This is a genomic window from Dokdonia sp. Hel_I_63 (assembly GCF_007827285.1).
Classification (GTDB): Bacteria; Bacteroidota; Bacteroidia; order Flavobacteriales; family Flavobacteriaceae; genus Dokdonia.
The window spans coordinates 982,058-1,006,008 of record NZ_VISD01000001.1 but is presented as its reverse complement, the minus strand read 5'-3'; the positions used below and the strand labels follow the sequence as shown (position 1 = coordinate 1,006,008).

Annotated in this window: 27 protein-coding genes; 18 read left to right on the top strand and 9 right to left on the bottom strand. The window is 37.1% G+C overall.

Annotation, left to right across the window (positions count from 1 at the left end; translation table 11 throughout):
• Nucleotides 1–27 precede the first annotated feature (27 nt).
• Nucleotides 28–1,005 carry a pyruvate dehydrogenase complex E1 component subunit beta gene (locus tag JM84_RS04415; protein WP_013750264.1) on the bottom strand — a complete coding sequence of 326 codons (978 nt, stop codon included), beginning with the start codon at nt 1,003–1,005 and terminating at the stop codon, nt 28–30.
• A 251-nt stretch (nt 1,006–1,256) separates the two neighbouring features.
• Between JM84_RS04415 and JM84_RS04410 the strand changes: the two genes are divergently transcribed.
• The 11 genes from JM84_RS04410 (at nt 1,257) to JM84_RS04360 (ending at nt 11,274) form a co-directional block, all read left to right on the top strand.
• Nucleotides 1,257–1,997, top strand: coding sequence for an electron transfer flavoprotein subunit beta/FixA family protein (locus tag JM84_RS04410; protein ID WP_013750265.1), 741 nt, complete (start codon nt 1,257–1,259; stop codon nt 1,995–1,997).
• A gap of 92 nt (nt 1,998–2,089) precedes the next feature.
• On the top strand, nt 2,090–3,052 hold the full coding sequence (locus JM84_RS04405) for an electron transfer flavoprotein subunit alpha/FixB family protein (protein ID WP_013750266.1): 963 nt from the start codon (nt 2,090–2,092) through the stop codon (nt 3,050–3,052).
• Between the two features lie 167 nt (nt 3,053–3,219).
• Complete coding sequence (locus JM84_RS04400) at nt 3,220–3,834, top strand: bifunctional nuclease family protein (protein ID WP_013750267.1); 615 nt, start codon at nt 3,220–3,222, stop codon at nt 3,832–3,834.
• 12 nt (nt 3,835–3,846) lie between these two features.
• Nucleotides 3,847–5,247: a NupC/NupG family nucleoside CNT transporter gene (locus JM84_RS04395; RefSeq protein WP_013750268.1), complete on the top strand. Its 1,401-nt coding sequence runs from the start codon at nt 3,847–3,849 to the stop codon at nt 5,245–5,247.
• A 200-nt stretch (nt 5,248–5,447) separates the two neighbouring features.
• Nucleotides 5,448–6,728 (top strand): carboxypeptidase-like regulatory domain-containing protein, encoded by a 1,281-nt coding sequence (locus JM84_RS04390; RefSeq protein ID WP_013750269.1) that lies wholly within the window; start codon nt 5,448–5,450, stop codon nt 6,726–6,728.
• A gap of 153 nt (nt 6,729–6,881) precedes the next feature.
• On the top strand, nt 6,882–7,706 hold the full coding sequence (locus tag JM84_RS04385) for a thymidylate synthase (protein WP_013750270.1): 825 nt from the start codon (nt 6,882–6,884) through the stop codon (nt 7,704–7,706).
• Between the two features lie 20 nt (nt 7,707–7,726).
• The gene (locus tag JM84_RS04380) at nt 7,727–8,137 is read left to right on the top strand and encodes a hypothetical protein (RefSeq protein WP_013750271.1); all 411 of its coding nucleotides are present in this window, start codon (nt 7,727–7,729) and stop codon (nt 8,135–8,137) included.
• A 1-nt stretch (nt 8,138) separates the two neighbouring features.
• Nucleotides 8,139–8,600: a hypothetical protein gene (locus tag JM84_RS04375; RefSeq protein WP_013750272.1), complete on the top strand. Its 462-nt coding sequence runs from the start codon at nt 8,139–8,141 to the stop codon at nt 8,598–8,600.
• A 170-nt stretch (nt 8,601–8,770) separates the two neighbouring features.
• On the top strand, nt 8,771–9,937 hold the full coding sequence (gene egtB / locus JM84_RS04370) for an ergothioneine biosynthesis protein EgtB (protein WP_013750273.1): 1,167 nt from the start codon (nt 8,771–8,773) through the stop codon (nt 9,935–9,937).
• A 39-nt stretch (nt 9,938–9,976) separates the two neighbouring features.
• Nucleotides 9,977–10,942: an L-histidine N(alpha)-methyltransferase gene (locus JM84_RS04365; RefSeq protein WP_013750274.1), complete on the top strand. Its 966-nt coding sequence runs from the start codon at nt 9,977–9,979 to the stop codon at nt 10,940–10,942.
• Between the two features lie 50 nt (nt 10,943–10,992).
• Nucleotides 10,993–11,274 carry a DUF427 domain-containing protein gene (locus JM84_RS04360; RefSeq protein WP_013750275.1) on the top strand — a complete coding sequence of 94 codons (282 nt, stop codon included), beginning with the start codon at nt 10,993–10,995 and terminating at the stop codon, nt 11,272–11,274.
• A gap of 63 nt (nt 11,275–11,337) precedes the next feature.
• On the opposite strand, the gene JM84_RS04355 is transcribed toward JM84_RS04360, so the two are convergent.
• Both JM84_RS04355 and JM84_RS04350 read right to left on the bottom strand, forming a co-directional pair.
• The gene (locus JM84_RS04355) at nt 11,338–11,631 is read right to left on the bottom strand and encodes an isoamylase early set domain-containing protein (protein ID WP_013750276.1); all 294 of its coding nucleotides are present in this window, start codon (nt 11,629–11,631) and stop codon (nt 11,338–11,340) included.
• A gap of 228 nt (nt 11,632–11,859) precedes the next feature.
• Nucleotides 11,860–12,930, bottom strand: coding sequence for an aminotransferase class V-fold PLP-dependent enzyme (locus tag JM84_RS04350; RefSeq protein WP_013750277.1), 1,071 nt, complete (start codon nt 12,928–12,930; stop codon nt 11,860–11,862).
• 63 nt (nt 12,931–12,993) lie between these two features.
• On the opposite strand from JM84_RS04350, the gene JM84_RS04345 reads away from it, so the two are divergent.
• The 3 genes from JM84_RS04345 to fabD all read left to right on the top strand — a co-directional run bounded on the left by JM84_RS04345 (nt 12,994) and on the right by fabD (nt 14,902).
• Nucleotides 12,994–13,440, top strand: coding sequence for a 2TM domain-containing protein (locus tag JM84_RS04345; RefSeq protein ID WP_013750278.1), 447 nt, complete (start codon nt 12,994–12,996; stop codon nt 13,438–13,440).
• Nucleotides 13,437–13,922 carry a dihydrofolate reductase gene (locus JM84_RS04340; protein WP_013750279.1) on the top strand — a complete coding sequence of 162 codons (486 nt, stop codon included), beginning with the start codon at nt 13,437–13,439 and terminating at the stop codon, nt 13,920–13,922. Before JM84_RS04345 ends, JM84_RS04340 begins: the two co-directional genes overlap by 4 nt.
• A gap of 95 nt (nt 13,923–14,017) precedes the next feature.
• On the top strand, nt 14,018–14,902 hold the full coding sequence (fabD, locus tag JM84_RS04335; RefSeq protein ID WP_013750280.1) for an ACP S-malonyltransferase: 885 nt from the start codon (nt 14,018–14,020) through the stop codon (nt 14,900–14,902).
• 105 nt (nt 14,903–15,007) lie between these two features.
• Here the strand turns inward: fabD and JM84_RS04330 are convergent, their stop codons facing one another.
• Nucleotides 15,008–15,400, bottom strand: coding sequence for a hypothetical protein (locus JM84_RS04330; protein WP_013750281.1), 393 nt, complete (start codon nt 15,398–15,400; stop codon nt 15,008–15,010).
• A 239-nt stretch (nt 15,401–15,639) separates the two neighbouring features.
• Here JM84_RS04330 and JM84_RS04325 point away from each other — a divergent pair, with 239 nt between their 5' ends.
• Entirely contained in the window at nt 15,640–16,410 is a 771-nt protein-coding gene (locus JM84_RS04325) for a helix-turn-helix transcriptional regulator (RefSeq protein ID WP_013750282.1), read from the top strand.
• A 54-nt stretch (nt 16,411–16,464) separates the two neighbouring features.
• Here JM84_RS04325 and JM84_RS04320 read toward each other — a convergent pair whose 3' ends face one another.
• The 3 genes from JM84_RS04320 to JM84_RS04310 are packed head-to-tail and all read right to left on the bottom strand — an operon-like array spanning nt 16,465 to nt 17,244.
• Nucleotides 16,465–16,704, bottom strand: a complete 240-nt coding sequence (locus JM84_RS04320; protein WP_013750283.1) for a hypothetical protein — start codon at nt 16,702–16,704, stop codon at nt 16,465–16,467.
• Nucleotides 16,705–16,744: 40 nt separating this feature from the next.
• Nucleotides 16,745–16,972, bottom strand: coding sequence for a hypothetical protein (locus JM84_RS04315; protein WP_013750284.1), 228 nt, complete (start codon nt 16,970–16,972; stop codon nt 16,745–16,747).
• A 50-nt stretch (nt 16,973–17,022) separates the two neighbouring features.
• Nucleotides 17,023–17,244: a hypothetical protein gene (locus JM84_RS04310; RefSeq protein WP_013750285.1), complete on the bottom strand. Its 222-nt coding sequence runs from the start codon at nt 17,242–17,244 to the stop codon at nt 17,023–17,025.
• A 138-nt stretch (nt 17,245–17,382) separates the two neighbouring features.
• Between JM84_RS04310 and JM84_RS04305 the strand changes: the two genes are divergently transcribed.
• Nucleotides 17,383–18,042: a DUF2461 domain-containing protein gene (locus tag JM84_RS04305; protein ID WP_013750286.1), complete on the top strand. Its 660-nt coding sequence runs from the start codon at nt 17,383–17,385 to the stop codon at nt 18,040–18,042.
• A gap of 25 nt (nt 18,043–18,067) precedes the next feature.
• Here JM84_RS04305 and JM84_RS04300 read toward each other — a convergent pair whose 3' ends face one another.
• Nucleotides 18,068–19,300, bottom strand: coding sequence for a 3-deoxy-D-manno-octulosonic acid transferase (locus JM84_RS04300; RefSeq protein ID WP_041295790.1), 1,233 nt, complete (start codon nt 19,298–19,300; stop codon nt 18,068–18,070).
• 137 nt (nt 19,301–19,437) lie between these two features.
• Here JM84_RS04300 and JM84_RS04295 point away from each other — a divergent pair, with 137 nt between their 5' ends.
• Together JM84_RS04295 and JM84_RS04290 are read left to right on the top strand one after the other, a co-directional pair.
• Nucleotides 19,438–20,571, top strand: coding sequence for a DegT/DnrJ/EryC1/StrS family aminotransferase (locus tag JM84_RS04295; RefSeq protein ID WP_041295613.1), 1,134 nt, complete (start codon nt 19,438–19,440; stop codon nt 20,569–20,571).
• Nucleotides 20,572–20,574: 3 nt separating this feature from the next.
• Complete coding sequence (locus JM84_RS04290) at nt 20,575–21,852, top strand: metal-dependent hydrolase family protein (protein ID WP_013750289.1); 1,278 nt, start codon at nt 20,575–20,577, stop codon at nt 21,850–21,852.
• Nucleotides 21,853–21,971: 119 nt separating this feature from the next.
• Here the strand turns inward: JM84_RS04290 and JM84_RS04285 are convergent, their stop codons facing one another.
• The gene (locus JM84_RS04285) at nt 21,972–23,921 is read right to left on the bottom strand and encodes an OmpA family protein (RefSeq protein WP_013750290.1); all 1,950 of its coding nucleotides are present in this window, start codon (nt 23,919–23,921) and stop codon (nt 21,972–21,974) included.
• Nucleotides 23,922–23,951 lie beyond the last annotated feature (30 nt).

Here is a 23,951-nt window from a genome sequence, read left to right as displayed (position 1 = left end):
AAATATGGTTCCGCTTTCGCGAAAATATTATTTATACATCACCTTTTTAACTGCATTTACTACATCGTCGCTGTTAGGCAACCACTCTTTGAGTAATACTGGTGAGTAAGGCGCAGGTGTATCTGCTGTATTTATACGTTGTATAGGAGCATCTAAATGATCAAAACAATGTGCTTGTACTTGATACGTAATTTCTGTTGAAACGTTCCCAAAAGGCCAAGCCTCTTCAAGAATCACTAGTCTGTTTGTTTTTCTTACAGATTCAAAAATAGCTTCCTTATCTAAAGGTCTTACCGTACGTAAATCAATAATCTCACAAGAAATTCCTTCCTCTGCAAGTTGATCTGCCGCTTTGTAAGCTTCCTTAATAATCTTTCCAAAAGAAACGATAGTTACATCTGTTCCTTCACGCTTAATATCTGCAACACCTATTGGTAATACATATTCTCCATCAGGCACTTCTCCTTTATCACCATACATTTGCTCCGACTCCATGAAAATCACAGGATCGTTATCACGTATTGCTGCTTTTAAGAGTCCTTTTGCATCATAAGGATTAGAAGGCACTACTACCTTAAGACCTGGCGTATTTGCAAACCAGTTTTCAAAGGCTTGAGAATGTGTTGCACCTAACTGTCCTGCAGATCCTGTAGGGCCACGAAAAACAATAGGGCAAGGAAACTGACCACCAGACATCTGTCTAATTTTGGCAGCGTTATTTATTATTTGATCAATTCCCACTAAAGAGAAGTTGAAGGTCATATACTCAATAATAGGACGTAATCCTGTCATTGTACTACCCACACCTATTCCTCCAAAACCAAGCTCTGCAATAGGAGTATCAATAACTCTATCTGCTCCAAACTCGTCTAGCATTCCTTTTGACGCTTTATAAGCTCCATTATATTCTGCTACCTCTTCACCCATTAAATAAACAGATTCATCACGGCGCATTTCTTCGCTCATTGCCTCACAAATGGCTTCTCTAAACTGGATTGTTCTCATAGTATATAAACCGCTCTAGCGGAAATTTAATTAAGGTCTCTCATAACTAGAAGAAACACCTTATTAATATTGTATTCTTTTAACAAGCACAAAAATAAGCATTTCCAAAACCTCAATAAATTACATTTTTGTAAAATTTTACTATGCACGCACAGTAAATTATACTTTTTTGTGTTATTTTTGTTACGAAAACGAAATAGTTTAGGATTACGCTTTCGCGAAAGCGTACCTTTATATAAAATATAAATTCTATGAAAATATTAGTGTGCATCAGTCACGTACCTGATACGACATCAAAAATTAACTTCACAGACGGAGATACAAAATTTGATACTAACGGTGTTCAATTTGTAATCAACCCAAACGATGAGTTTGGATTGACACGTGCTATGTGGTTTAAAGAAAAACAAGGAGCCTCTGTAGACGTGATTAACGTAGGAGGACCAGAAACAGAACCTACATTACGTAAAGCACTTGCAATAGGAGCAGATACTGCCATCCGTGTGAATGTGGAAGCAAAAGATGGTTTTCAAGTAGCAAAGGAACTTGCAAAAGTTGTTCAAGATGGAGGGTATGATCTAGTTATAGCTGGTCGTGAATCTATTGATTACAACGGTGGTATGGTACCTGGAATGCTTGCTGGACTTACAGGAGCAAACTTTGTAAACACATGTATATCACTAGATGTAGACGGCACGGCTGTTACTGCGACTAGAGAAATAGATGGCGGAAAAGAAACCGTAAAGACTTCGCTTCCTCTAGTAATAGGAGGTCAAAAAGGTCTTGTAGAAGAAAGCGATCTACGTATTCCTAACATGAGAGGAATTATGATGGCTCGTAAAAAACCATTAAGCGTAGTAGAACCTTCTGGAGCTGGAACCGAAACAAATGCTGTTTCTTTTGAAAAGCCTGCACCTAAAGGGGCTGTAAAACTTGTAGAAACAGTAGACGAGTTAATCGACCTGTTACACAACGAAGCAAAAGCTATCTAAGTTAACTTATCGAAAGATAGGAGACTTTTTAATCTAATAATAATCCCAAAAAGCAAAACTTAGAGTTTGGCTATTTGGAAATTCTTATAAATATGTCAGTTTTAGTATATACAGAATCAGAAAACGGAGTGTTTAAGAAGGCTTCTTTAGAAGTTGCTTCTTATGCAAAAGGAATTGCAGATATGATGGGAACATCTGTAACTGCAGTTGCCGTAAATGGTGGAGATACTGCACCATTGGGAACTTACGGAGTAGATAAAGTTCTTAACATAAAAGACGCAAAGCTAGATGCATTTAATGCTGCAGCTTATGCAAAAGGAATCGCAGCCGCTGCAAAGGCAGAAGGTGCTCAAGTAGTAGTACTTACACAGAGCGCAAATGCTAAGTATCTTGCACCTCTTCTTGCAGTAGCGCTAGAGGCAGGATATGCATCAAATGTAGTATCACTTCCAGAAAGTGCTTCTCCATTTACTGTAAAGCGTACAGCGTTTACAAACAAGGCTTTTAGCCACACGGAAATCTCTACTGAAATTAAAATAGTAGGACTTGGGCAAAACGCTTACGGTCTTAAAGAAGCTTCTGGAGCTGCTGCAACAGAAGATTTTTCTCCAGAGCTTGGAGATTTTGGTGTAGAAGTACAATCTGTAGATAAAGCAACAGATAAAGTGTCTATTGCAGATGCAGAAGTTGTAGTATCAGCAGGTCGCGGACTTAAAGGACCAGAAAACTGGGGGATGATAGAAGAAATGGCAGATATTCTTGGAGCAGCAACAGCTTGTTCTAAGCCTGTCTCGGATTTAGGATGGAGACCTCATGGTGAGCACGTAGGACAAACTGGTAAGCCAGTAGCATCTAACTTGTATATCGCAATAGGAATCTCTGGAGCGATACAGCACCTTGCAGGGATTAACTCTTCTAAAGTAAAAGTAGTAATCAACAATGATCCAGAAGCTCCTTTCTTTAAAGCAGCCGATTATGGAATCGTAGGTGATGCTTTTGAAGTTGTCCCAGAACTTAACGAAAAATTAAGAGCGTTTAAAGCTGCAAATAGCTAGATAACGACTCCCTAAAATAAAAAATGAGCTTAAATATTTCTTTAAGCTCATTTTTATTTAACCCCTTTCACACTGTAAATCTGATAGATAGCTGCTATTTTTAAGAGTCCAACTCTAGACAGATAAACTTCTTTACTTGTGCAGCCTTTTTCCTATTTTTGCAACTTATGAGCTTAGTGCGTTTAAATATAAAAGGAATATCCTACAGCCAGACTCAGAATGGAGCATATGCTTTGATTCTCACTGAGCAAGGAGGAGAGCGTAAATTACCTATAGTTATAGGAGCCTTTGAGGCACAATCTATTGCAATCGCTTTAGAAAAAGAAATTAAACCACCTCGTCCTCTTACGCACGACCTGTTTAAAAATTTTGCAGATCGCTTTGATGTGGTTATTAAACAAGTGATTATCCATAAACTTGTTGATGGCGTTTTTTACTCTAGCATTATTTGCGAGCGTGATAACATTGAAGAAATAGTAGACGCGCGTACTAGTGATGCTATATCACTAGCCTTACGTTTCCAAGCGCCTATTTTTACTTATAAAAACATTCTAGACAAAGCAGGGATCTTCTTAAAGGGAAACACAAATCCTGAAGAGTTTACAGAAGATGACGAAATCCTAATGGATGAAATCTTATTAGAAGACGAGACATCTTCTAGCGATAGTGATTATAACAAATTGTCACTTCAAGACTTACACGATAAACTTGATCAAGCGGTAAATAGTGAGGACTATGAAACTGCTGCCCAGTTAAGAGATGAAATCTCAAAACGCAACTAACTTACTTATTATATGCGCAAATTACTACTTACCCTATTGGTATTATTAAGTTCATTTACCGCATTTGCGCAAGAGGCACCTCAAGCCATTATAGATGTGGTTCCGTCTCAAGGGTTTTCTCTTGAAAGCTTAGGACGTGGTGTTTTAGGGATGTTCTCGCTTATACTAATTGCCTTTTTATTTAGTAGTAATCGCAAAGCGATAAACTGGAAAACAGTAGCCGTAGGTCTTGCCTTCCAGCTTGTTATTGCCGTAGGAGTACTTAAGGTTACTTTTATAGAAAAGATTTTTGATTTTATTGGAGGAATATTTGTTGCTATATTAAACTTTACGCTTGCTGGTAGTGACTTCCTCTTTCAAGGATTAGTAAGTGACACGTCTACCTTTGGGTACATTTTTGCTTTTCAAGTATTACCTACCATTATATTTTTCTCTGCTCTTACCTCCGTCATGTATTACTTTGGAGTAATACAAAAAGTGGTAAAAGCTTTTGGATGGTTGCTTTCTAAGTTATTAGGCATCTCTGGAGCTGAAAGTTTAAGTGTTGCAGGTAACATCTTTTTAGGTCAAACCGAAGCACCTCTTTTAATTAAAGCTTATTTAGAAAAAATGAACAAGTCAGAGATTCTACTTGTTATGATAGGGGGTATGGCAACTGTAGCAGGAGCTGTGCTTGCTGCATATATAGGATTTCTAGGTGGTGAAGATGAAGCTTTACGTCTTGTGTTTGCAAAACACTTACTTGCTGCTTCTGTTATGGCTGCACCTGGTGCAATTGTGATCTCAAAAATATTATATCCTCAAACTGAAGAGGTAAATACAGACGTAAGTGTATCTAATGATAAAATAGGTGCAAACGTACTTGATGCAATTGCAAATGGAACTACAGAAGGGCTTAGACTTGCGGTAAACGTAGGAGCAATGCTTCTTGTATTTGTTGCATTTATTGCAATGGCAAACGGAGTTTTAGGTTGGATAGGTGAAATCACCACAATTAATGATTGGATTGCAGAAAATTCGGCATATCCTAAGCTTTCCCTTGAAGCTATATTAGGAACTATCTTTGCCCCTCTAATGTGGCTGATAGGTGTTGCAAGTGAAGACACCACAATGATGGGACAACTACTTGGAATCAAACTAGCAGCCAGCGAATTTGTAGGATACATCCAGCTAGCCGAATTGAAAAATACTGCAAATGCAATTCACCTCAACAATGAGAAGTCTATCATTATGGCTACTTATATGCTTTGTGGTTTTGCAAACTTTGCTTCTATTGGTATTCAGATAGGTGGTATTGGATCTCTAGCTCCTGGGCAGCGCACGCAGCTGTCTCGTTTTGGCTTAAAAGCTCTTATAGGAGGCTCTATCGCTTCATTAATTTCGGCGACTATTGCAGGGATGATTATTGGTTAAGAAACCACATCCATTATTGTAAAAAATAGATTTTCTTTTCGTTTATACAAGTCCGCTTTCGCGAAAGCGTGCCTATTCATTGTGCCTTTTTTTAAATCTTAGTTTTAATAAATTAACAGCGAGATTTTCAATATACCATGAAAATATAGTAACTTATAGTACTAAAAAGACTTCTTGCGAATTCAATTAAACTCATTGCTATGAAAACTATTTATAATGTTACCAAATTAGCTTGGGGAAGTATGTTCATGCTATTCCCATTACTCATACTTGCTCAAACTTCCACAACAAACATCACAGGATCCATTAACGACCGCGAAACTAGGCAGGCTATAAGCGGAGCGACTATCACGCTAGTAGGCACAAACATAAGTACCATCTCAAATACCGAAGGAGATTTTGCTTTAAAAATAATGGAAGCCACAACTAGTCCTTCCCTACTTATTGAAGCCTTAGGATATAAAAACAGCATACAAGATATTACAGATGTTGATGATGATATTGACATACGCCTATCTCCAAAGAGCGTAGACCTAAGCGAGGTGCAAGTTGTGGGATATAAATCTGCCAAAGAACTTGTAAAAAAAGTCTTTAATAAGAAGAGAGAAAACTACATAGATGAACCGCTTAAGATGACGGCATTCTATCGAGAGACTATCAAGAAAAAGAACAAAAATGCATCACTAGCCGAGGCTGTTGTCTCTATCCAAAAGGAAGGATACATAAGCAACAAGGAAGACCAAATACGCTTACTTAAATCAAGAAAAAGCACAGATTACGCTAAGCTAGATACTATTGCTTTAAAACTGCAAGGAGGCCCTTTTAGTACATTATACGTAGATGTAATGAAGTATCCAGAATACATCTTTACACCAGAAACCATGGAAGCTTATAATTTTAGTTTTGAAACCCCTACAGAGCTCAATGGAAAAGATGTATTAGTAGTGGGCTTTGAACCAAAACCAAATATAGTAGGTCCTTTATACACTGGTCAACTCTATGTAAGTGCCACATCGCTAGCATTACAAAAAGCAACATTTACTCTAGACTTGGCTAACGAAATTGAAGTCAATAAAATGTTTGTAAAAAGCAAACCCAATGGCGTTCGAGTTAAAGCTAGAGACATCTCTTATGAAGTAGATTATCGCGAGAAAAATGGAAAATGGTATTACGGCTATGGGAAAGCAAATTTATCATTTGAAGTAAAGAAGCGACGACGACTTTTTAAATCAATTTATACACTCTCTTGTGAGATGGCAGTAACAGACTGGAAAGTAACCTCAGCCGATGCATTTAGTAAAGATGGAGAGATATCACCATCAATCATCATGGCAGATGAAAATCTAGGCTTTGGCGATCCAGAATTTTGGGGAGAATATAATGTGATTGAACCCGAAAGATCTATTGAAGCAGCCATAAAAAAGATAAAACGAAACCTAGAAAAAGATGATAATTATCGCGCTTCTCTAGGAGGTAAATAATCTCATATTAATGTAAAGCAACTTTTTCAAGACCTTCTCAGCCTTAATTGAGAGGGTCTTTTTATTGTTATATTTGTATAATTATATTCAAAATAAACAGATACCAGTAGTTCACTAGCTCTTCTTACTTTACAAAGAACATAATAGCCATTTATGAAACAATATCACGACCTCATCAAACATGTCTTAGAAAACGGGAATCAAAAAGGTGACCGCACAGGTACAGGAACAAAGAGCGTTTTTGGGTATCAAATGCGATTTGATCTCTCTGAAGGATTCCCAATGGTGACAACTAAGAAATTGCATCTCAAATCTATTGTATACGAACTGTTATGGTTCTTACAAGGAGATACAAACATCAAATATTTACAAGAAAATGGTGTACGTATTTGGAATGAATGGGCAGATGAAAATGGTGATCTTGGTCCCGTTTACGGATACCAATGGCGCAACTGGAATGGTGATGAGATTGACCAAATAAAAGATATTGTAGAAACTCTTAAAACAAATCCTAACAGCCGTAGAATGCTCGTGAGCGCATGGAATCCCTCTGTGATGCCAGACACCTCGGCATCTTTCTCAGAGAATGTTGCAAATGGTAAAGCTGCGCTTCCACCATGTCACGCTTTCTTTCAGTTTTATGTTGCAGATGGCAAGTTGAGTTGCCAGCTATACCAGCGCAGTGCAGATATCTTTTTAGGAGTTCCATTTAATATCGCAAGTTATGCGCTCTTTACAATGATGATGGCTCAGGTTTGTGGTTATGAAGCTGGAGAGTTTATACACACCTTTGGAGATGCTCATATCTACTCAAACCATATGGAACAAGTTGAGCTTCAACTCTCAAGAGAATTCCGTACTTTACCTACATTAAAAATTAATCCTGACGTAAAGGACATCTTTGGCTTCACTTTTGATGACTTTACATTAGAAAACTATAATCCGCATCCACATATTAAAGGAGCAGTGGCTATTTAATCCCCAAATTAACCCACCTAATGAAAAAAATATTATTTGTATTCGCACTTGTAGCTGGAATCACAACAATGAATGCTCAAGAAGGAGTTTACATGAAAAAGTCTACCACACTGAGACTTGAAGAAGTTCCTCCTACGTGGCCTGGTTGTACTGGATCTATAAATGACAAAAACAATTGCCTAAGACAAAAGCTTGCAACACACGTTGTGCGCAATATGAAGTTTCCAAGTGATTATCAAAAAGGTGCACGTGTTGTAGTAGATATGCTTATTAATAAAGAAGGAAAGCCTGTAGTCAATAATATAACTGGTGGCACTCCCGGAATGCAAAAGGCTGTAAAAACAGCAATTATGACTATCCCACAATTAAAACCTGGAAATATAGGAGGGACTCCTAAGGAGAGTAAGCTCAAACTTCCATTTACATTTTAATGTGCGTTACCTCCTATTAAGCTTAGTTTGTGCATGTACATTTTTTTCACAAAGCGCTCATGGACAAACTAAAAAAGACATTTCATTTACTATAGTAGACACTCCTCCTAGATATCCTGGATGCAAGGGAGCAAATTCTAACTTTCTCAAGGAATGTTTTCGCAACAAAGTTGAATCTCTTATTGCAAATAATTTTAATTTCAAACAATTTGAGGCACTTCTACCTAAAGGAAATCACAGAGTTTTTGTTCAATTAAGGATTTTAGAGGACGGCACTTATGACCAACTATCTGCACGCACACCTTATAAGTCTGTAGAAAAAGAGACACTCAATGTTTTATCAAAATTACCGCGTTTTGAAGGAGCGATGCATAACGACAAACCTAGAAACGCACTATTTGCTACAGCATTTACTGTTGTTGTAAACGAAGGCATTACAGCTACAGAAGACGATAAGAATTAGATTTCTTACACGCTTAGCTATTATAAGGAATTACTCCTGTTTTTTCGTTTGAGTATCTCATCCTGCTCATTTAACAAACATTTATTACGTTATTCTTTCTGTCACGGGCTTCTCACAAGCACGGCATAGTAAAAACCCGTAAATTTATATGACTCATAAAAGTCATATATATGATTGCTATAGAAAACCTTGTCGAATTCTTTATTGAGACTCGAGCACACACAGAGAACATCTGTAAACCACTAGAAATTGAAGATTACGTTGTGCAACCCATTGCAGACGTGTCTCCCCCAAAATGGCACCTAGGCCATACGACTTGGTTTTTTGAAGAATTCATTCTTAAGCATCATAAGCAAGGATACACCCTTTTTAGTGAAGACTTTGCATTCGTATTTAATAGCTATTATGAGAGCGTAGGAAAAAGAGTGGTGCGCACAGATCGGGGCAACCTATCAAGACCAACGGTAGACCAAGTATATGCATACCGTAAATACGTCACTCAAGCACTCCAAGAGCTACTTGAGGAAGAAATTACACCCACGGTAAAAAAGCTACTCACTATTGGCATACACCACGAGAAACAACATCAAGAATTACTTGTTACAGATATTAAATACATTTTAGGCAACAATCCTCTTACGCCTATTTATGGTGGAGAATTACGCTTTCGCGAAAGCGAAAAAGAAACACCATCAAGCTTCATCTCTATTAGAGAAGGAGTTTATGAAATAGGTCACACAGGAAAAGAGTTTTGTTACGATAATGAATTAGGCCGTCATAAAGTATACTTACACGATTATGAAATATCAAACAAACTAGTAACTAATGGTGAGTGGATAGCATTTATTGAAGCTGGAGGTTATCAAGAAACACTCTTATGGCATGCCGAAGGCTGGGACTGGGTAAACACTAACGAGATAACTGCTCCCATGTACTGGCATCTAGTAGATGATAAATGGTACCAATACACGCTCAATAATGGATTACAAAAAATTAATCCAGATGAGACACTTGTTCATATCTCCTATTACGAAGCATTTGCTTTTGCACAATGGAAAGGAATGAGGTTACCTACAGAATTTGAATGGGAGGTCGCTAGCTCCCAACTAGACTGGGGTGATCGCTGGGAATGGACAGAAAGCTCATACTTACCTTACCCTGGCTACACTAAAGAAGAAGGAGCACTAGGGGAATATAACGGGAAGTTCATGGTTAATCAAAAAGTCTTGAGAGGTGGCTCTGTAGCCACGCCAGCTAAACATACAAGACATACCTATCGCAATTTCTTTCAGACCGGATTACGCTGGCAATTTACAGGATTACGCCTCGCCAAATAATATTGAAAGTATTTTTAAAAACACACGACATAAACGTCTATGACGACCAAAACTACTACCATCACATCTGCATTTAGTCAAGAAGTAACAGAAGGGCTCACCTCCTTCCCGAAGTTCCTTTCTTCAAAATATATCTATGATAAAAAAGGCGATAAGCTTTTTCAAGATATTATGGCAATGCCTACTTACTACCTCACAGACTGTGAGTTTGAAATTTTTGAAACGCATAAGGAAGCGATTTCAAAAGCTTTTACAGATAGCAAAGGTTTTGACCTTATAGAACTGGGCGCTGGAGATGGCAAGAAAACTAAAGTCCTTTTAAAGCACTTAATAGAAAGAGGAGATACCTTTGCATATTTACCTATAGATATTAGTCAGAATGTGCTGGATGGACTTAAAAAAAGTGTAGAAAGAGAAATACCAGATATTGTCATAAAACCTCAGCAGGGAACTTATTTTGAAGTCCTTGAAGATGTTGCAGGATACAATGAACGTAAGAAAGTAATCATGGTACTAGGTTCAAACATAGGGAATCTACTACACCCACAGGCTATAGATTTCCTTACAAATATCCAGAAAGCAATGACCCCAGGAGATTTGCTTTATATGGGGTTTGATCAAAAGAAAAATCCGCAGACTATTCTTGATGCTTATAATGATCCAGAAGGTATCACTGAGGCATTTAATAAAAACTTACTGCACCGCATAAATAATGAAATGGATGCAGATTTTAATCCTGATAATTTTAAACATTGGGAAGTTTATGATCCAGAAACTGGCACTGCCAAAAGTTATCTTGTAAGTACAAAAGACCAGTCTGTTACAATAAAATCGCTAGACCTTAAAGTAGATTTTACGGCATGGGAAACCATACATACAGAGATTAGTCAGAAATATGATGATAACATTGTAGAGTGGCTAGCTAGTGAATCTGGACTTGAGATAGTCAATGAATTCTCTGACAGCAAAGCTTATTATAAAAACTACTTATTCAAGAAAAAATAAATAGTTCAATAAGTACAGAAGCAACTTCTCAAATTTTAAAAAAAAATATTATGAAAGCAATTTGGAATGATCAAGTAATAGCAGAAAGTAATGATACCGTTGTAATTGAAAACAATCACTACTTTCCTCATGATGCTATAAAGAAAGAGTTTTTTACATCAAGTGAACTGCAAAGCACCTGCCCATGGAAAGGTGTTGCTTCTTATTACACCGTTACCGTAGATGGAAAAGAAAATAAAGACGCCGCTTGGTTTTATCCAGAAGTGAGCGAACTAGCAAAAGGAATTAAAAACCATGTTGCCTTCTGGCGAGGGATACAAGTAGTTGATTAAAACAACTTGTTTAAACGATATAGAAAAAGCCACTTCTTAATAAGAAATGGCTTTTTCTATGTACTATAACTCAAGGACACTATTTTCTGTAGCAGCATAAGGATTATATTGAAAACGATCTGCTTCTGCTTCATTTACCCACTCACCGTCTACTACATAGCGAAACTCGTAAGAACTCTCTGTAGGAATGTCAAAAGTTCCTTTAAAAGTTCCATTCTTTAATTTCTTAAGAGATGTAGATGTGTCCCAGTTATTAAAATCACCAGCAACAGCTACAGTACTTGCGTGTGCTGCAGGTATTGCAAATGTAACTTTACAAACAGGTTTTGTTTTTAAAAATTTCTTTGTGACTGCCATAATAAGAGGTTTAAAAATACACCCAAATATAGCAGGATATTTACTTAAAAAACATCATATCAATAGTTTAACCTTATTTTTACGATATAACAATTTTGGGAGCTTTAAAATTAAAAAGCCACAAAGCGAAAACGTTTGCACTTCCTAAAAGTGTCGTAATTGTTTATCGAACATCACAAAGTTAGTACTGTATTAATCGTAAACTCTACACGCAACCCTTATTTGATGCTACACAAGAGCTAGCAATTTATTGAGATCTTCTTCTGTATTAAAATAATGAAATCCTACCCGCACACCTTCACCTCGTGCAATAGTTATTATTCCTTCATCCCTTAATCGTGCGACAAGCTGGTCATTTCCCTTGATATTAAAAAATGAACCATGATCTACTCGATCTATAATTTCTTTTGAAATAAGTCCTCTCTCGGCAAAGGCTTCTTTTGCTTTAGCGTTTATAGTTTTTACTTTTTCATCTATGGTTTTCATACCTAGCTGTCGTATCACATCGATGGCAACTCCTAAGCTTCCATAGTTAAGTGTGTCTTGATGACCTGGCTCAAACCTTCCTAAAAAACTACCCTCCTGAGGTTTGTACTTTCCTTGTATAGAATTAAAACCTGTAGTTCTAGGAGCTACACGCTCTGCTACAGACTCTTTAAATAAAAATAATGCATTACCATATCCAGCATTCATCCACTTGTAAGTACTTCCTCCTATCACATCAAATGCAGAATTATCAAAATCAAACATTTCGGTGCCTAGATATTGCGTAGCATCAGCAAAAAATAAGGTGTCGGGATATTTTGACTTTAACTCTTTAAGGAACTCATGATTGATTTTTATACCAGATAACCACTGTACCATAGAAAATGCAAATATATCTGGTTGCGCTTTCGCGAAAGCGGTTGCTATCTCCTCCTCAATAGCACCCTTAATTTTTATATAACTCTGGTCAAAGTCGCGACTCTCAAAAGGCCAGTTTACCGAAGGGTAATCTCCTTCTAAAAGAAGTACTTTTTTATGCGTTGTTATCCCTTCTATAAGCGTGTTGAATCCGTAAGAAAAATTAGGCACAAGTGCGACTCTGTTTGCTTTACATGAAAAAAGCTTGCCTACCTTTTCTCGTACGCCTGTGAGCACTTTTGCTTGATTCTCTTTAAGTATACTACCCTGTATAAGAAAATCGAGATCATGCTCTTGACGCCACTCCATCACAGGCAGTGATAATAAGCCCGATGCCGCAGTGTTGAGATATGCGTACTGTTTTAAAATAGGAAAGAGTTTTGCAAAATTTTTCATAAGCTATTTACTATTGACGCTCAAAATGGCTAATTTTATATAACCATCTAAAGGTCGCATTTTATGTCACTATTTTCAAAGAAAACTACTACTTCTATTGACCCTGTTCAAAAAGAACTTATTGAAAACGCGCAAGCACGCGTGCGTCAAAAGAAGAATCTCTATAGACACTTTGTTACATTTCTTGCTGGCGCAATCTTACTTATTGTTATTAACCAAGTACTTCATGTAGGTGAAGAATTTAAACCATTCCAAAGGCCATGGTTTGTGTGGGCAATACTTATATGGACCTTCTTTTTCCTCATACACCTTATAAACGTATTGCTCATGAGCAAGTTTATGAATAAAGAGTGGGAACAAAAGCACCTCGATAGACTTGTTGCCAAACAGAAAGTACGCATAGCAGAGCTGGAAGAAAATGTCGCTTTATCAAATCCATTACCAGAAAAAAAAAGTCCATTAATGAGGGGGCCATCCCTACCACTAGACAACCAGAATACGCTCCTATGATAACGATGATTGCTGCAGCTGCAGAAAATAATGCTTTAGGAAAAGATGGTAACATCCCTTGGCATTTGCCAGACGATTTTAGACATTTTAAGCAATTAACCACTGGGCACCACATTATAATGGGACGTAAAACGTGGGAATCTTTCCCTAAACCATTACCTAATCGCACGCACATAGTGATCACTCGTGACGTAAATTATAAGGCAGAAAATGCTATTGTAGTACATTCTCTTGAAGATGCACTAGCTTACAGTAAGGATGAAGCTCATACTTATATTATAGGTGGTGGTGAGATTTACAAATTAGGGATGGACTATGCCACACACATAGAACTCACACGCGTTCATAATGAATTTGAAGCAGATGCTTTTTTCCCAGAGATTAACACAAACCAATGGGAGTTAGTAAGCAGTGTTTTTCACGACGTAGATGATAGACATAAAAATGGGTTTACGTTTCAAAGCTGGAAAAAAAGCTCATAACCCCGTCTTATAGTTTTAACGCTTTCGCGAAAACGTAATAACAACAGGTATCTTCTAGGTTTTGTATTTTTACGCCAACTAATGAATTCTAATTTATGAAAGCATATATATTTCCAGGACAAGGAGCCCAATTCTCAGGAATGGGTCTAGATATTTTTGAAAAATACCCTCTTGCACAGAACCTTTTTTTAAAGGCAAACGATGTATTAGGTTTTAATATTACAGATGTAATGTTTGAAGGGTCTGCAGAGGATTTAAAGCAAACTAACGTTACACAACCTGCCATATTCATCCATTCAATTGCTATTAAAACAGTGATGACAGATTTTGAACCTTCTATGGTTGCTGGTCACTCTCTTGGGGAGTTCTCTGCACTAGTGGCAAGTGGTGCGTTAGACTTTGAAGATGGTCTTAAACTAGTAAGTAAGCGTGCTCAAGCGATGCAAAAGGCATGTGAATTACGACCTTCTACTATGGCGGCCGTTTTAGGTCTTGAAGATCACGTCGTAGAAGAAGTTTGTAATGAAATTGCTGGTGTTGTTGTAGCAGCAAATTACAACTGCCCTGGTCAGCTTGTTATTTCTGGTGAGGTAGAAGCGATTAACAAAGCTTGTGAGGCTATGAAGGAAAAAGGTGCACGCCGTGCTCTAGTGCTGCCAGTAGGTGGTGCCTTTCACTCTCCTATGATGGAGCCAGCTCGTGAAGAACTAGCAGCAGCGATAGAGAATACAGTTTTTAAAAACCCAGTATGCCCTATTTATCAAAATGTGACTGCTAGTGCTGTTACAAGTGCTAGCGAGATTCAAAAAAATCTTATCGCACAGCTTACTGCTCCTGTAAAATGGACACAAACTATACAACAAATGATTGCCGATGGCTCAACGGATTTTATAGAAGTAGGACCAGGTAAAGTTTTACAAGGTCTTATGAGAAAAATAAACAGAGATGTGACGGCAAGTAGCGCAGCGCTTCCAGAATAAAGTATCAACACATAGCCATAAAAAAACCAGCCCTAGGGCTGGTTTTTTATTGTCTAAAAATTACAATGTCTTAATACATTATAATTTTTGTAAACTATATATAAATTAGTTTACTGCTTTTTTTACAGCATCACCAGCTTTATTTGCAGCATCTCTAGTTGCATCTGCAGCATCGTTTGCAGCATCTTTGGTTGCATTAGCAGCATCGTTTATAGCATCACCAGTTGCATTCGCAGCATCTTTTGCACCCTCTACAGTTGCATCGGTAGCGTTTTCGATAGCATTTCCAGCTTCATTTGCAGCATCGCCAGCAGCATCAGCAGCTTCACCAGCGGCATCTTTTACAGAGTTTCCTGCGTCATTAAGAGCATCACCAGTTGCATTTGCAGCGTTTTCAACAGCATTTCCAGCCTCGTTTGCTTTTTCTTCCATTTCTCTACAAGAAACAGCTCCTACGATTAATGCTAAAGCAGCAACATTTAAAATAAATCTTTTCATAATTGAAATTTGTTTGGATAATTAGATGCGCGAATTTAACATAATTTCACATTCTCATAGCATGATAGCTCTGTATTATAAGCTGATTATCGACTAAATGCAAAATTCTTAGGTAATATGTCAATATATTAACGATTTAAGAAAAAACTTGATTTGGAATGCATTTCTTGAATTTTTCTAAAAAAATTAATAAAACAATTTATGGTAGGAATTATTCCTAATTTTCATACATTTACCCTATGGGCATAAATGATTTACCTTCAGAAATACGCAGATTTAAAGAAGTACGCGAAGATCACGACTTCACACAGGCAGAATTTGCAGATAAATTAGGAATAAAAAATAGCACGGCAGATATAGAACGTGGTAGAACAAAACTATCTGGACAAGTTATTACTGAGCTATTGAGACTCTTCAATATCAATCCATTATGGATTTATGGCTATAGCAAGCAAAAACATCTCAATACAGACAAAAGTGATGTAAGTCCTAAGGTTGTTGTAGTCGATAAAGATGATAATGAAAACATGGTGCTGGTAAATCAAAAAGCAGCTGCCGGATATCCTAATAATATTGCAGATGTAGAGTGGTATCAAAAACTACCAGCCTTTGATTTTCCTATCCCACAGTATCGTAACGCTACTTACAGAGGTTTTCAAATAGAAGGCGACAGTATGATGCCTAGTTTTAGACCAGACGATTGGGTACTTGCAAAAGGAGTAGAGAGCTTAGACTATGCTAGTGATAATAAAGTGTATGTCATTGTCTTACAAGACGCCGTAGTTGTAAAGAAACTACAGAAAATGCCAGATTCCAAGAAGGTGCTATTAATATCTATAAATGAAGAATATGTGCCTTACGAAGTAGCGGTAAGTGACATTCAAGAAATATGGCAGGTAAATAGTAAGCTCACTTTTAGTCTTGACGAAGGAAGTAGCAATAGTTTACTCAAAGAACTGCAGCAATCAATGCTAGATCTTAAGGCACAGATGACACAATTTAAAGCATAAAAAAAGGTCGATAACTCCGTGAGCTATCGACCTTTTACAATATAAACTTGATAATTAGTTATCAGTTTTTACTTTTACCTCTCCGTCCTCATCTACTTTAACCTTAGTTTCAGAACCGTCTACGCCTTCTACCTTTAATTTGTAGCCATCATCAGTATCTTTTTCCTTAGTTACGTCACCTTTAGCCTTTGCTTCTTCAATAATAACTTCGGCTTCAGTTTTTTTCTCTTTACAAGATGTAAATGATACCGCAAGGATACCAAGAGCCAAAACTCCTATTTTTAATGATTTCATAATTTTAAATTTTGGTTGTTAAAACAAGTGGTTATTAGACTTAATTATCGTCTGTACCACCAGTTCCTGTATTTTCTTTAATCTCGTCAACACCTTCTTCTATAGCATCTCCAGCGTCATCCATAGCGTCCTCTACATCATCCATTGCATCTTCTACATCATCATTGTCTGTAGATACTTCCACAGTTTTATTCTCTCTACAAGAAGTAAGTGTAAATGAGGTTCCTAAAAGAGCTACAAGTGTTAGACTTAAAAAAATTCTTTTCATTTTAAATAAATTAAATAGTTAATTAAGTGATATACGAACGTGAGCGACTTTTAGTTGTCGTCTCCTATTTTTTCTATCTCTTCGTCAATTTCCTCATTTACTTTATTATCTACTTTCTTTGCTGCTCTTTCTAAAATGCCTTCATTGTCTCTTTCAGTTTCTACTTGGACCTCTTTAACAACTGTAGTTTCTTTTACCTCAGTCTCTCTACAGCTTGCTATTGTAAACGATGCAATTAATAGAGCGATGAGTGTGATATTTCTTGTTTTCATAATTTGATGGTTGTTTAGAGTACAAATGTATATTAGTTATACATCCATAAACATAATTTATAACCAATGTTTTCTAAATCATTCGTTAACTTTTGAATATCTAGATCTTTTATAGATAAAAACTGTTAATTTTATTTTATGGATTTTAGAGACACTTACAATTTCTTAGAACAACTACAACAGAACAACTCAAAAGAGTGGATGGATACTCATAGAAATGAGTATCATCATATACGAGACAATCACATCAAATGGCTTAATCACTTAAATGACCAACTCGCGCAATTTGATACTGAGTATTTTGACACCCCAGGTAAAAAAGCAATCAATCGCATCAATAACAATTTGATGTTTCATCCTAACAAACCTATTTACAAAAATCACATAGGTGCCGGACTAGACCAGAAAACAAAACAAGGAGATTTTTATATTGAAATAGGTCTCAGTCAGAATTTACTAGCAGGAGGTTTTTGGAGGCCTAAAAAAGAGATATTACAAAGTATACGCGAAGCCATAGATTATAATGGTGAGGAGTTAAAAGCTATTATTAACAAACCTAGTTTTATAAAAACCTTTGGTGGTTTATGGGAGGACGATAAACTTAAAACAGCTCCAAAAGGATTTTCAAAAGAGCACCCACACATAGATTTATTAAGAAATAAAACGTTTGCAGTAGAAGTGACACTCTCACAAGAACAAGTACTAGCAGATGATTTTGAAAAAAGAATTATAACAGTCTATAAAGAGATGCTCCCCTTTAGAAGATACTTAAGAGAGGCTGTATCTATAGTAACTTAGAAACCGTCATTTAGTTTTGAGTAAACTAATTACTCAAGTAGTCAACAATCGCTTTTGTGGCACCCGTATTACTATTAATAAAGTGTCCCGCAATCATCCCTGTTTGCGCTCTAAATTTTTCATCTAAGATTAATTTGGATAAACGCTCATCAAATTCGGCCTGATTAGTTACGGCATAAAGTCCTGCGAGTTGCTGTAGCTTTTTTGCTTCCGGAAACTTATCAAAATTGCCTCCTGTAATTATGGGTACACCAAAGGTTGCTGGCTCCAGAATATTATGCAGTCCTGTAGTTCCCATCGCTCCACCCACGTAAGCAATATCTGCATAGCTATATATTTTAGTAAGAAGACCTATAGTATCTATAATCAATACATCGCAAGACGCCAGTGACGCTGCACTCATTTGAGAGTATAGGACTACTCTACCCTTAATACTTGAGGCTAGCAACGCAATTTTATCTGGCTTAATTTCATGTGGTGCTATTATGAATTTTGCTATTCCTTCATTAAGATTAATAAAATTTACAATCACATTATCATCTTCTGCCCAAGTACTGCCGCATACTACACATGTTTTGTCATTCTTAAAAGTATGAACAAAATCTAAAGTGTTATCCATTTCAATTTGATGACTTACTCTATCATATCTGGTATCTCCGCTTACGCTAAAATTTTTAAATCCCAACTTCTGCAATGCAATAGCAGAATCTTCATTTTGTAAAAAAAAGTACTCAAAGCTCTTTAATGATGGCGTCATCCACTTTCCATAAGGCTTAAAAAATGGCTGACTCTCCCTAAATACCCCTGAAATCAAAAACGTACGAATTTTTCGGCGTTTGAGTTCGCTTAAATAGTTCGGCCAGAATTCATATTTCACAAAAAACACCATCTCTGGAGATACTATATCTAAAAACCTAGAAACATTTTTTGGGGTGTCAAATGGCAGGTAAACGGTAGCTTTCGCGAAAGCGTTATTCTTTTTAATCTCATAACCAGAAGGGGAGAAAAAGCTTATTACCATCTGGTGTTCTGGATACTTCTTTTTTAACTCTTCAAGAACGGGCACTCCCTGCTCATATTCTCCTAAAGAGGCTGCATGCATCCAGATAGTAGGCTTGCCAGCTATGAGTTCTCGTTTAAGGGTTTTCAAGGTGTGCCTACGCCCAATTATAGACTTTTTAAGCTTTGCATTAAAAAAACCAGCTACTGGAATTAGCGCTTGAATAAGCGTGATTAAAAGAGAATACAATTTATGCATGGTTTCAAAAATAGTGCTTTGTTCTATAAATAGATTGTTAAGCGGTTGTAGTTTTTGTAATTTCGTTTTGTGTGAAAAATCACATGTATTCATAACTACACTTGCAGGGTTGCCACTTGCTTCCCTCCCACTATACGATGAAAAAAATCCAAATGGTCGACCTTAAAGGTCAATATGCACAGATCAAAGAACGCGTTGATAGCTCAATCATGGAGGTGATTGAAAATACCGCTTTTGTAAACGGACCGGAAGTACACGCCTTTCAAAAAGAACTAGAGGAATACCTAGGGGTAAAAAATGTTATTCCTTGTGCAAACGGCACAGACGCTTTACAAATTGCTATGATGGGCCTAGGTCTAGAGCAAGGTGATGAAGTAATCACTGCAGATTTTACATTTGCCGCTACTGTAGAAGTTATCGCGCTTTTAAAGCTTACACCGGTACTAGTAGATGTTGACCCTGTAAACTTTAACATCGATATTGAAGCCATAAAAAAGGCAATTACTCCAAAAACTAAGGCAATAGTACCTGTGCACCTTTTTGGGATGGCAGCAAATATGGATGCCATTATGGATCTTGCTAAGGAGCATAATCTTTACGTAATAGAAGATAACGCACAAGGAATAGGTTCTACATTTACTGGCCGTGACGGACAGAAAGTTAAAACTGGTGGTATAGGACACGTAGGTACAACGTCTTTCTTTCCATCTAAAAACCTAGGATGCTACGGCGACGGTGGTGCTATTTTTACAAATGATGATGAGCTAGCTCACACCATTAGAGGAATAGTAAACCACGGTATGTATGAGCGTTATCACCACGATGTAGTAGGTGTTAATAGTAGGCTAGATTCCATACAAGCTGCGGTACTTAGAGCAAAATTACCTCATTTAGACAGTTACAATAAGGCCAGAAGAGATGCTGCTCGTAAATACACTGCCGCTTTTACAAATGAGCCTAAAATTATAACTCCATTTATATGTGACAGCTGTGATTGCCACGTCTTTCACCAGTACACACTTAGAGTAAATGATACAGATCGCGATGCGCTAGTAAAACATCTTAATGAAAATGGTATTCCTTGTGGAGTGTACTATCCAATACCATTACACAGCCAGAAGGCGTATAAAGACACTCGCTATAATGAGGCAGACTTCCCAGTGACTAATGCTATTGTGAAGGATTGTATCTCCTTACCTATGCACACAGAACTAGAGGATGATCAAATTGCATTTATAACTAAAACTATTATTGATTTTGTAAATAAATAAGCTATGAAATACCACCTCTCTCTACTACTTGTCGTATTTACAAGTTTTATGCTATCAGGTCAAGAAACCCTTCTCCATTGCGGGAAACTGATTGACACAGAAAATGGAAAAGTTTTAACCGAACAAACAGTAACCATTTTAGGCAATAGCATTATAAAAGTTGAGAAAGGTTACGCTTCCGCGAAAAGTGGCCAGACCATCATTGATCTTAAGTCAAAGACAGTAATGCCTGGCTTTATAGACATGCACGTGCACGTCGAGAGTGAGACCAATCCGAAACAATATCTGGAAACCTTTACTAAAAATGAAGCAGACGTAGCTTTTACTGCTGCCGAAATTGCAGAGAGAACACTCATGGCAGGATTTACTACTGTACGAGATTTAGGAGGAAGCGGTGTAAATGTATCTTTAAGAAATGCTATAAATAACGGCACAACGAGAGGTCCACGCATCTTTACTGCCGAAAAGGCTATAGGAACCACTGGAGGTCATGCAGATCCCACAAATGGCTTTAAAAAGGTTAATATGGGTGATCCTGGTCCGGCCGAAGGAGTTATTAATAGTGTAGACGATGCTAGAAAAGCAGTAAGACAACGCTATAAAAATGGCGCCGACTTAATAAAGATTACCGCAACTGGTGGAGTACTTAGCGTGAGTAAGAACGGAGACAACCCACAGTTTCGCCAAGAGGAGGTAGATGAGATTGTGCGCACCGCCAAAGAATACGGAATGCACGTCGCTGCGCATGCCCACGGAAAAGAAGGTATGCAACGCGCTATCAAAGCTGGTGTACAAACTATAGAACACGGCTCCTTTATGGATGAAGAAACCGTAAAACTCATGAAACAACATGGAACCTATCTAGTGCCTACACTATCTGCAGGAAAATATGTTGCAGCTAAGGCAAAAGTAAAAGGATACTATCCAGACATTATTATTCCTAAGATTGAAAAAGTAGATGCTACACTTAAAAAGACATTTACCATGGTTGCACAATCTGGAGTAAACATAGCTTTTGGAACAGATGCCGGAGTATTTCCTCATGGAGAGAATGCAAAAGAGTTTCGCTACATGACAGAATATGGATGGTCACCTATGTTCGCTATCCAATCTGCTACCATCACAAATGGAAAGCTATTAGATATGGAAGGTAAGTTAGGGGTAATAGCTGCTGGTTATCTTGCAGACATTGTAGCAACAGATGATGACCCAACCCGAAACATAGCAACAACAGAAAGTGTTTCTTTTGTTATGAAAGATGGTGTTGTATACAAGCAGTAAAGACATATAAGTAATATTAATTGACACACATTTTCTTAAGAGTTTAAGAAGCTCGACATTACCCATAAAAAAACCTCGCTCATTACTGAGCGAGGTTTTTTTATAGTTATAGACAGATTTTATTTTGCCATTATAATAAATTCTGACCTTCTATTAAGCTGGTGCTCTTCTTCAGTGCACTCTATTCCATTAGCACACGCATTTGTAAGCTGCGTTTCTCCATAGCCGCGACCTGTGAGTCTATAAGCTTCAATACCTCCTTGTTGCACAATATAACGTATAGTAGATACATTTCTACGTTGAGAAAGTTTCATGTTATAAGCATCTGGCGCACGACTATCTGTATGTGATCTAACGTCAATTTTTAACGCAGGATACTGTTGCATCACTGCTATCACCTTCTCAAGTTCAAGAGAGGCATCTGGACGTATATTTGACTTATCAAAATCAAAATAAATAGGATTAAGTTCTAATATTTTAGAAAGGTCTCCACCTATATCAAGTCTGGCGTCTGGCTTAAGATACAGATCTCTGTTAATAACGCCTCCAACATCCGTACTAGTTGTTAATATCACTTCAAATGGTTCATAATTATCCTTTGTACCTCGCACCACATAAGTTTCATTACAATTTACATCACTAAAAGTAAAATTCCCTAGATCATCACTTGTTACCGTTGCTACAACTTGGTTTACCTTATCTCTTAATGTCACTGTAGTTTGAGGAAGTATTTCATCTGTCTTTACATCTCTTGTCGTACCTACAATATTCTGAGCACAATTAGTTAGGATCTTTCTATCTCTTGTAAAGCTATAAATATCATCATTGCCTAAACCAGATGCTCGGCTTGATGAAAAATATCCAGTTCCTCTAGATTCGCTTAAAATAAGTCCAAAATCATCTGCACTACTATTAACAGGCTTTCCTATATTATATGAAGCTCCTACCTTACCCTCATCACTTAATTGCGTAACAAAAACATCTAATCCTCCAAGACCTATGTGGCCATCTGTGGCATAAAACAATTTGTTGTCGCTACTCACAAAAGGGAAGGTTTCTCTTCCTTCTGTGTTAATCTCGCTTCCTAGGTTTACAGGTGCTCCATAAGTGCCATCTTCATTTATAGTAGACATCCATATATCACTTAATCCTTTTGTTCCTGGCATATCTGATGCAAAGTATAATATTGAACCGTCAGGACTCAATGCAGGATGCGCTGTAGAGTACTCATCACTATTAAAAGGAAGCTCTTCTGGAATGCTCCATGAACCGCCTCGTTTATAGCTATGATATAGTTTTAATTTTGTAGTTCCATCTTCATCTCTTTTGAGTTTTGTTTTTTTACTGTAATTGTTACGCGTAAAATACATCTCATCTCCACTTTCTGTAAAGACAGAGCTACTCTCATGATAAGGAGTGTTTATATTTTTTGAAAATTTTTCAATAGTAGGGTTTTCACCTTTTGCGTTATCTACAACATATAAGTCTAAGAAAGGCTGATTATTCCAATCGTGGATGTAGTCACCAGTGCTACTCTTTCTATTTGAAGAAATTACAACTCTTTCACCAAGAAAGCTTGGACTAAAATCTTGCAATTCTGTATTAAAATTAACCTGCTGTATAGCATATCTTCCAGACTGTGCTTCTATTTCCTTGAGATAGTCACGTTCCTTTTCAAACATTTCCCCTCGAGTATCTGTACCGCTCATTTGTACGAATACAGCCATCATTTTATCTGCCTTGTCGTATTTCTTTATACTTTTAAGTGATTGCGCGTATCTAAAATAATACTCAGGTGCGATATCTCCTCCTGTCGCAATTAACTTTTCATACCATTGTACTGCATCTGCATAGTCTGCTGTAAAATAATAAGAGTCCCCTAGTTTTGAAAAAACCTCTGGAGAGGTAAATCCTCTATTTGCAACTCGTAAGTACAAATCACGTGCATTTACGTATGCAAATTCTTCAAATTTTTCTCCTGCAACTTTAACCTTACCTTCTTGAGCATACCCAAGGGCACCACCAAAAATGAAGGATAAAATAATTATATAGTGGAATACTTTTTTCATAAATATGTGTTTTAAAAATCTTCTACTTAC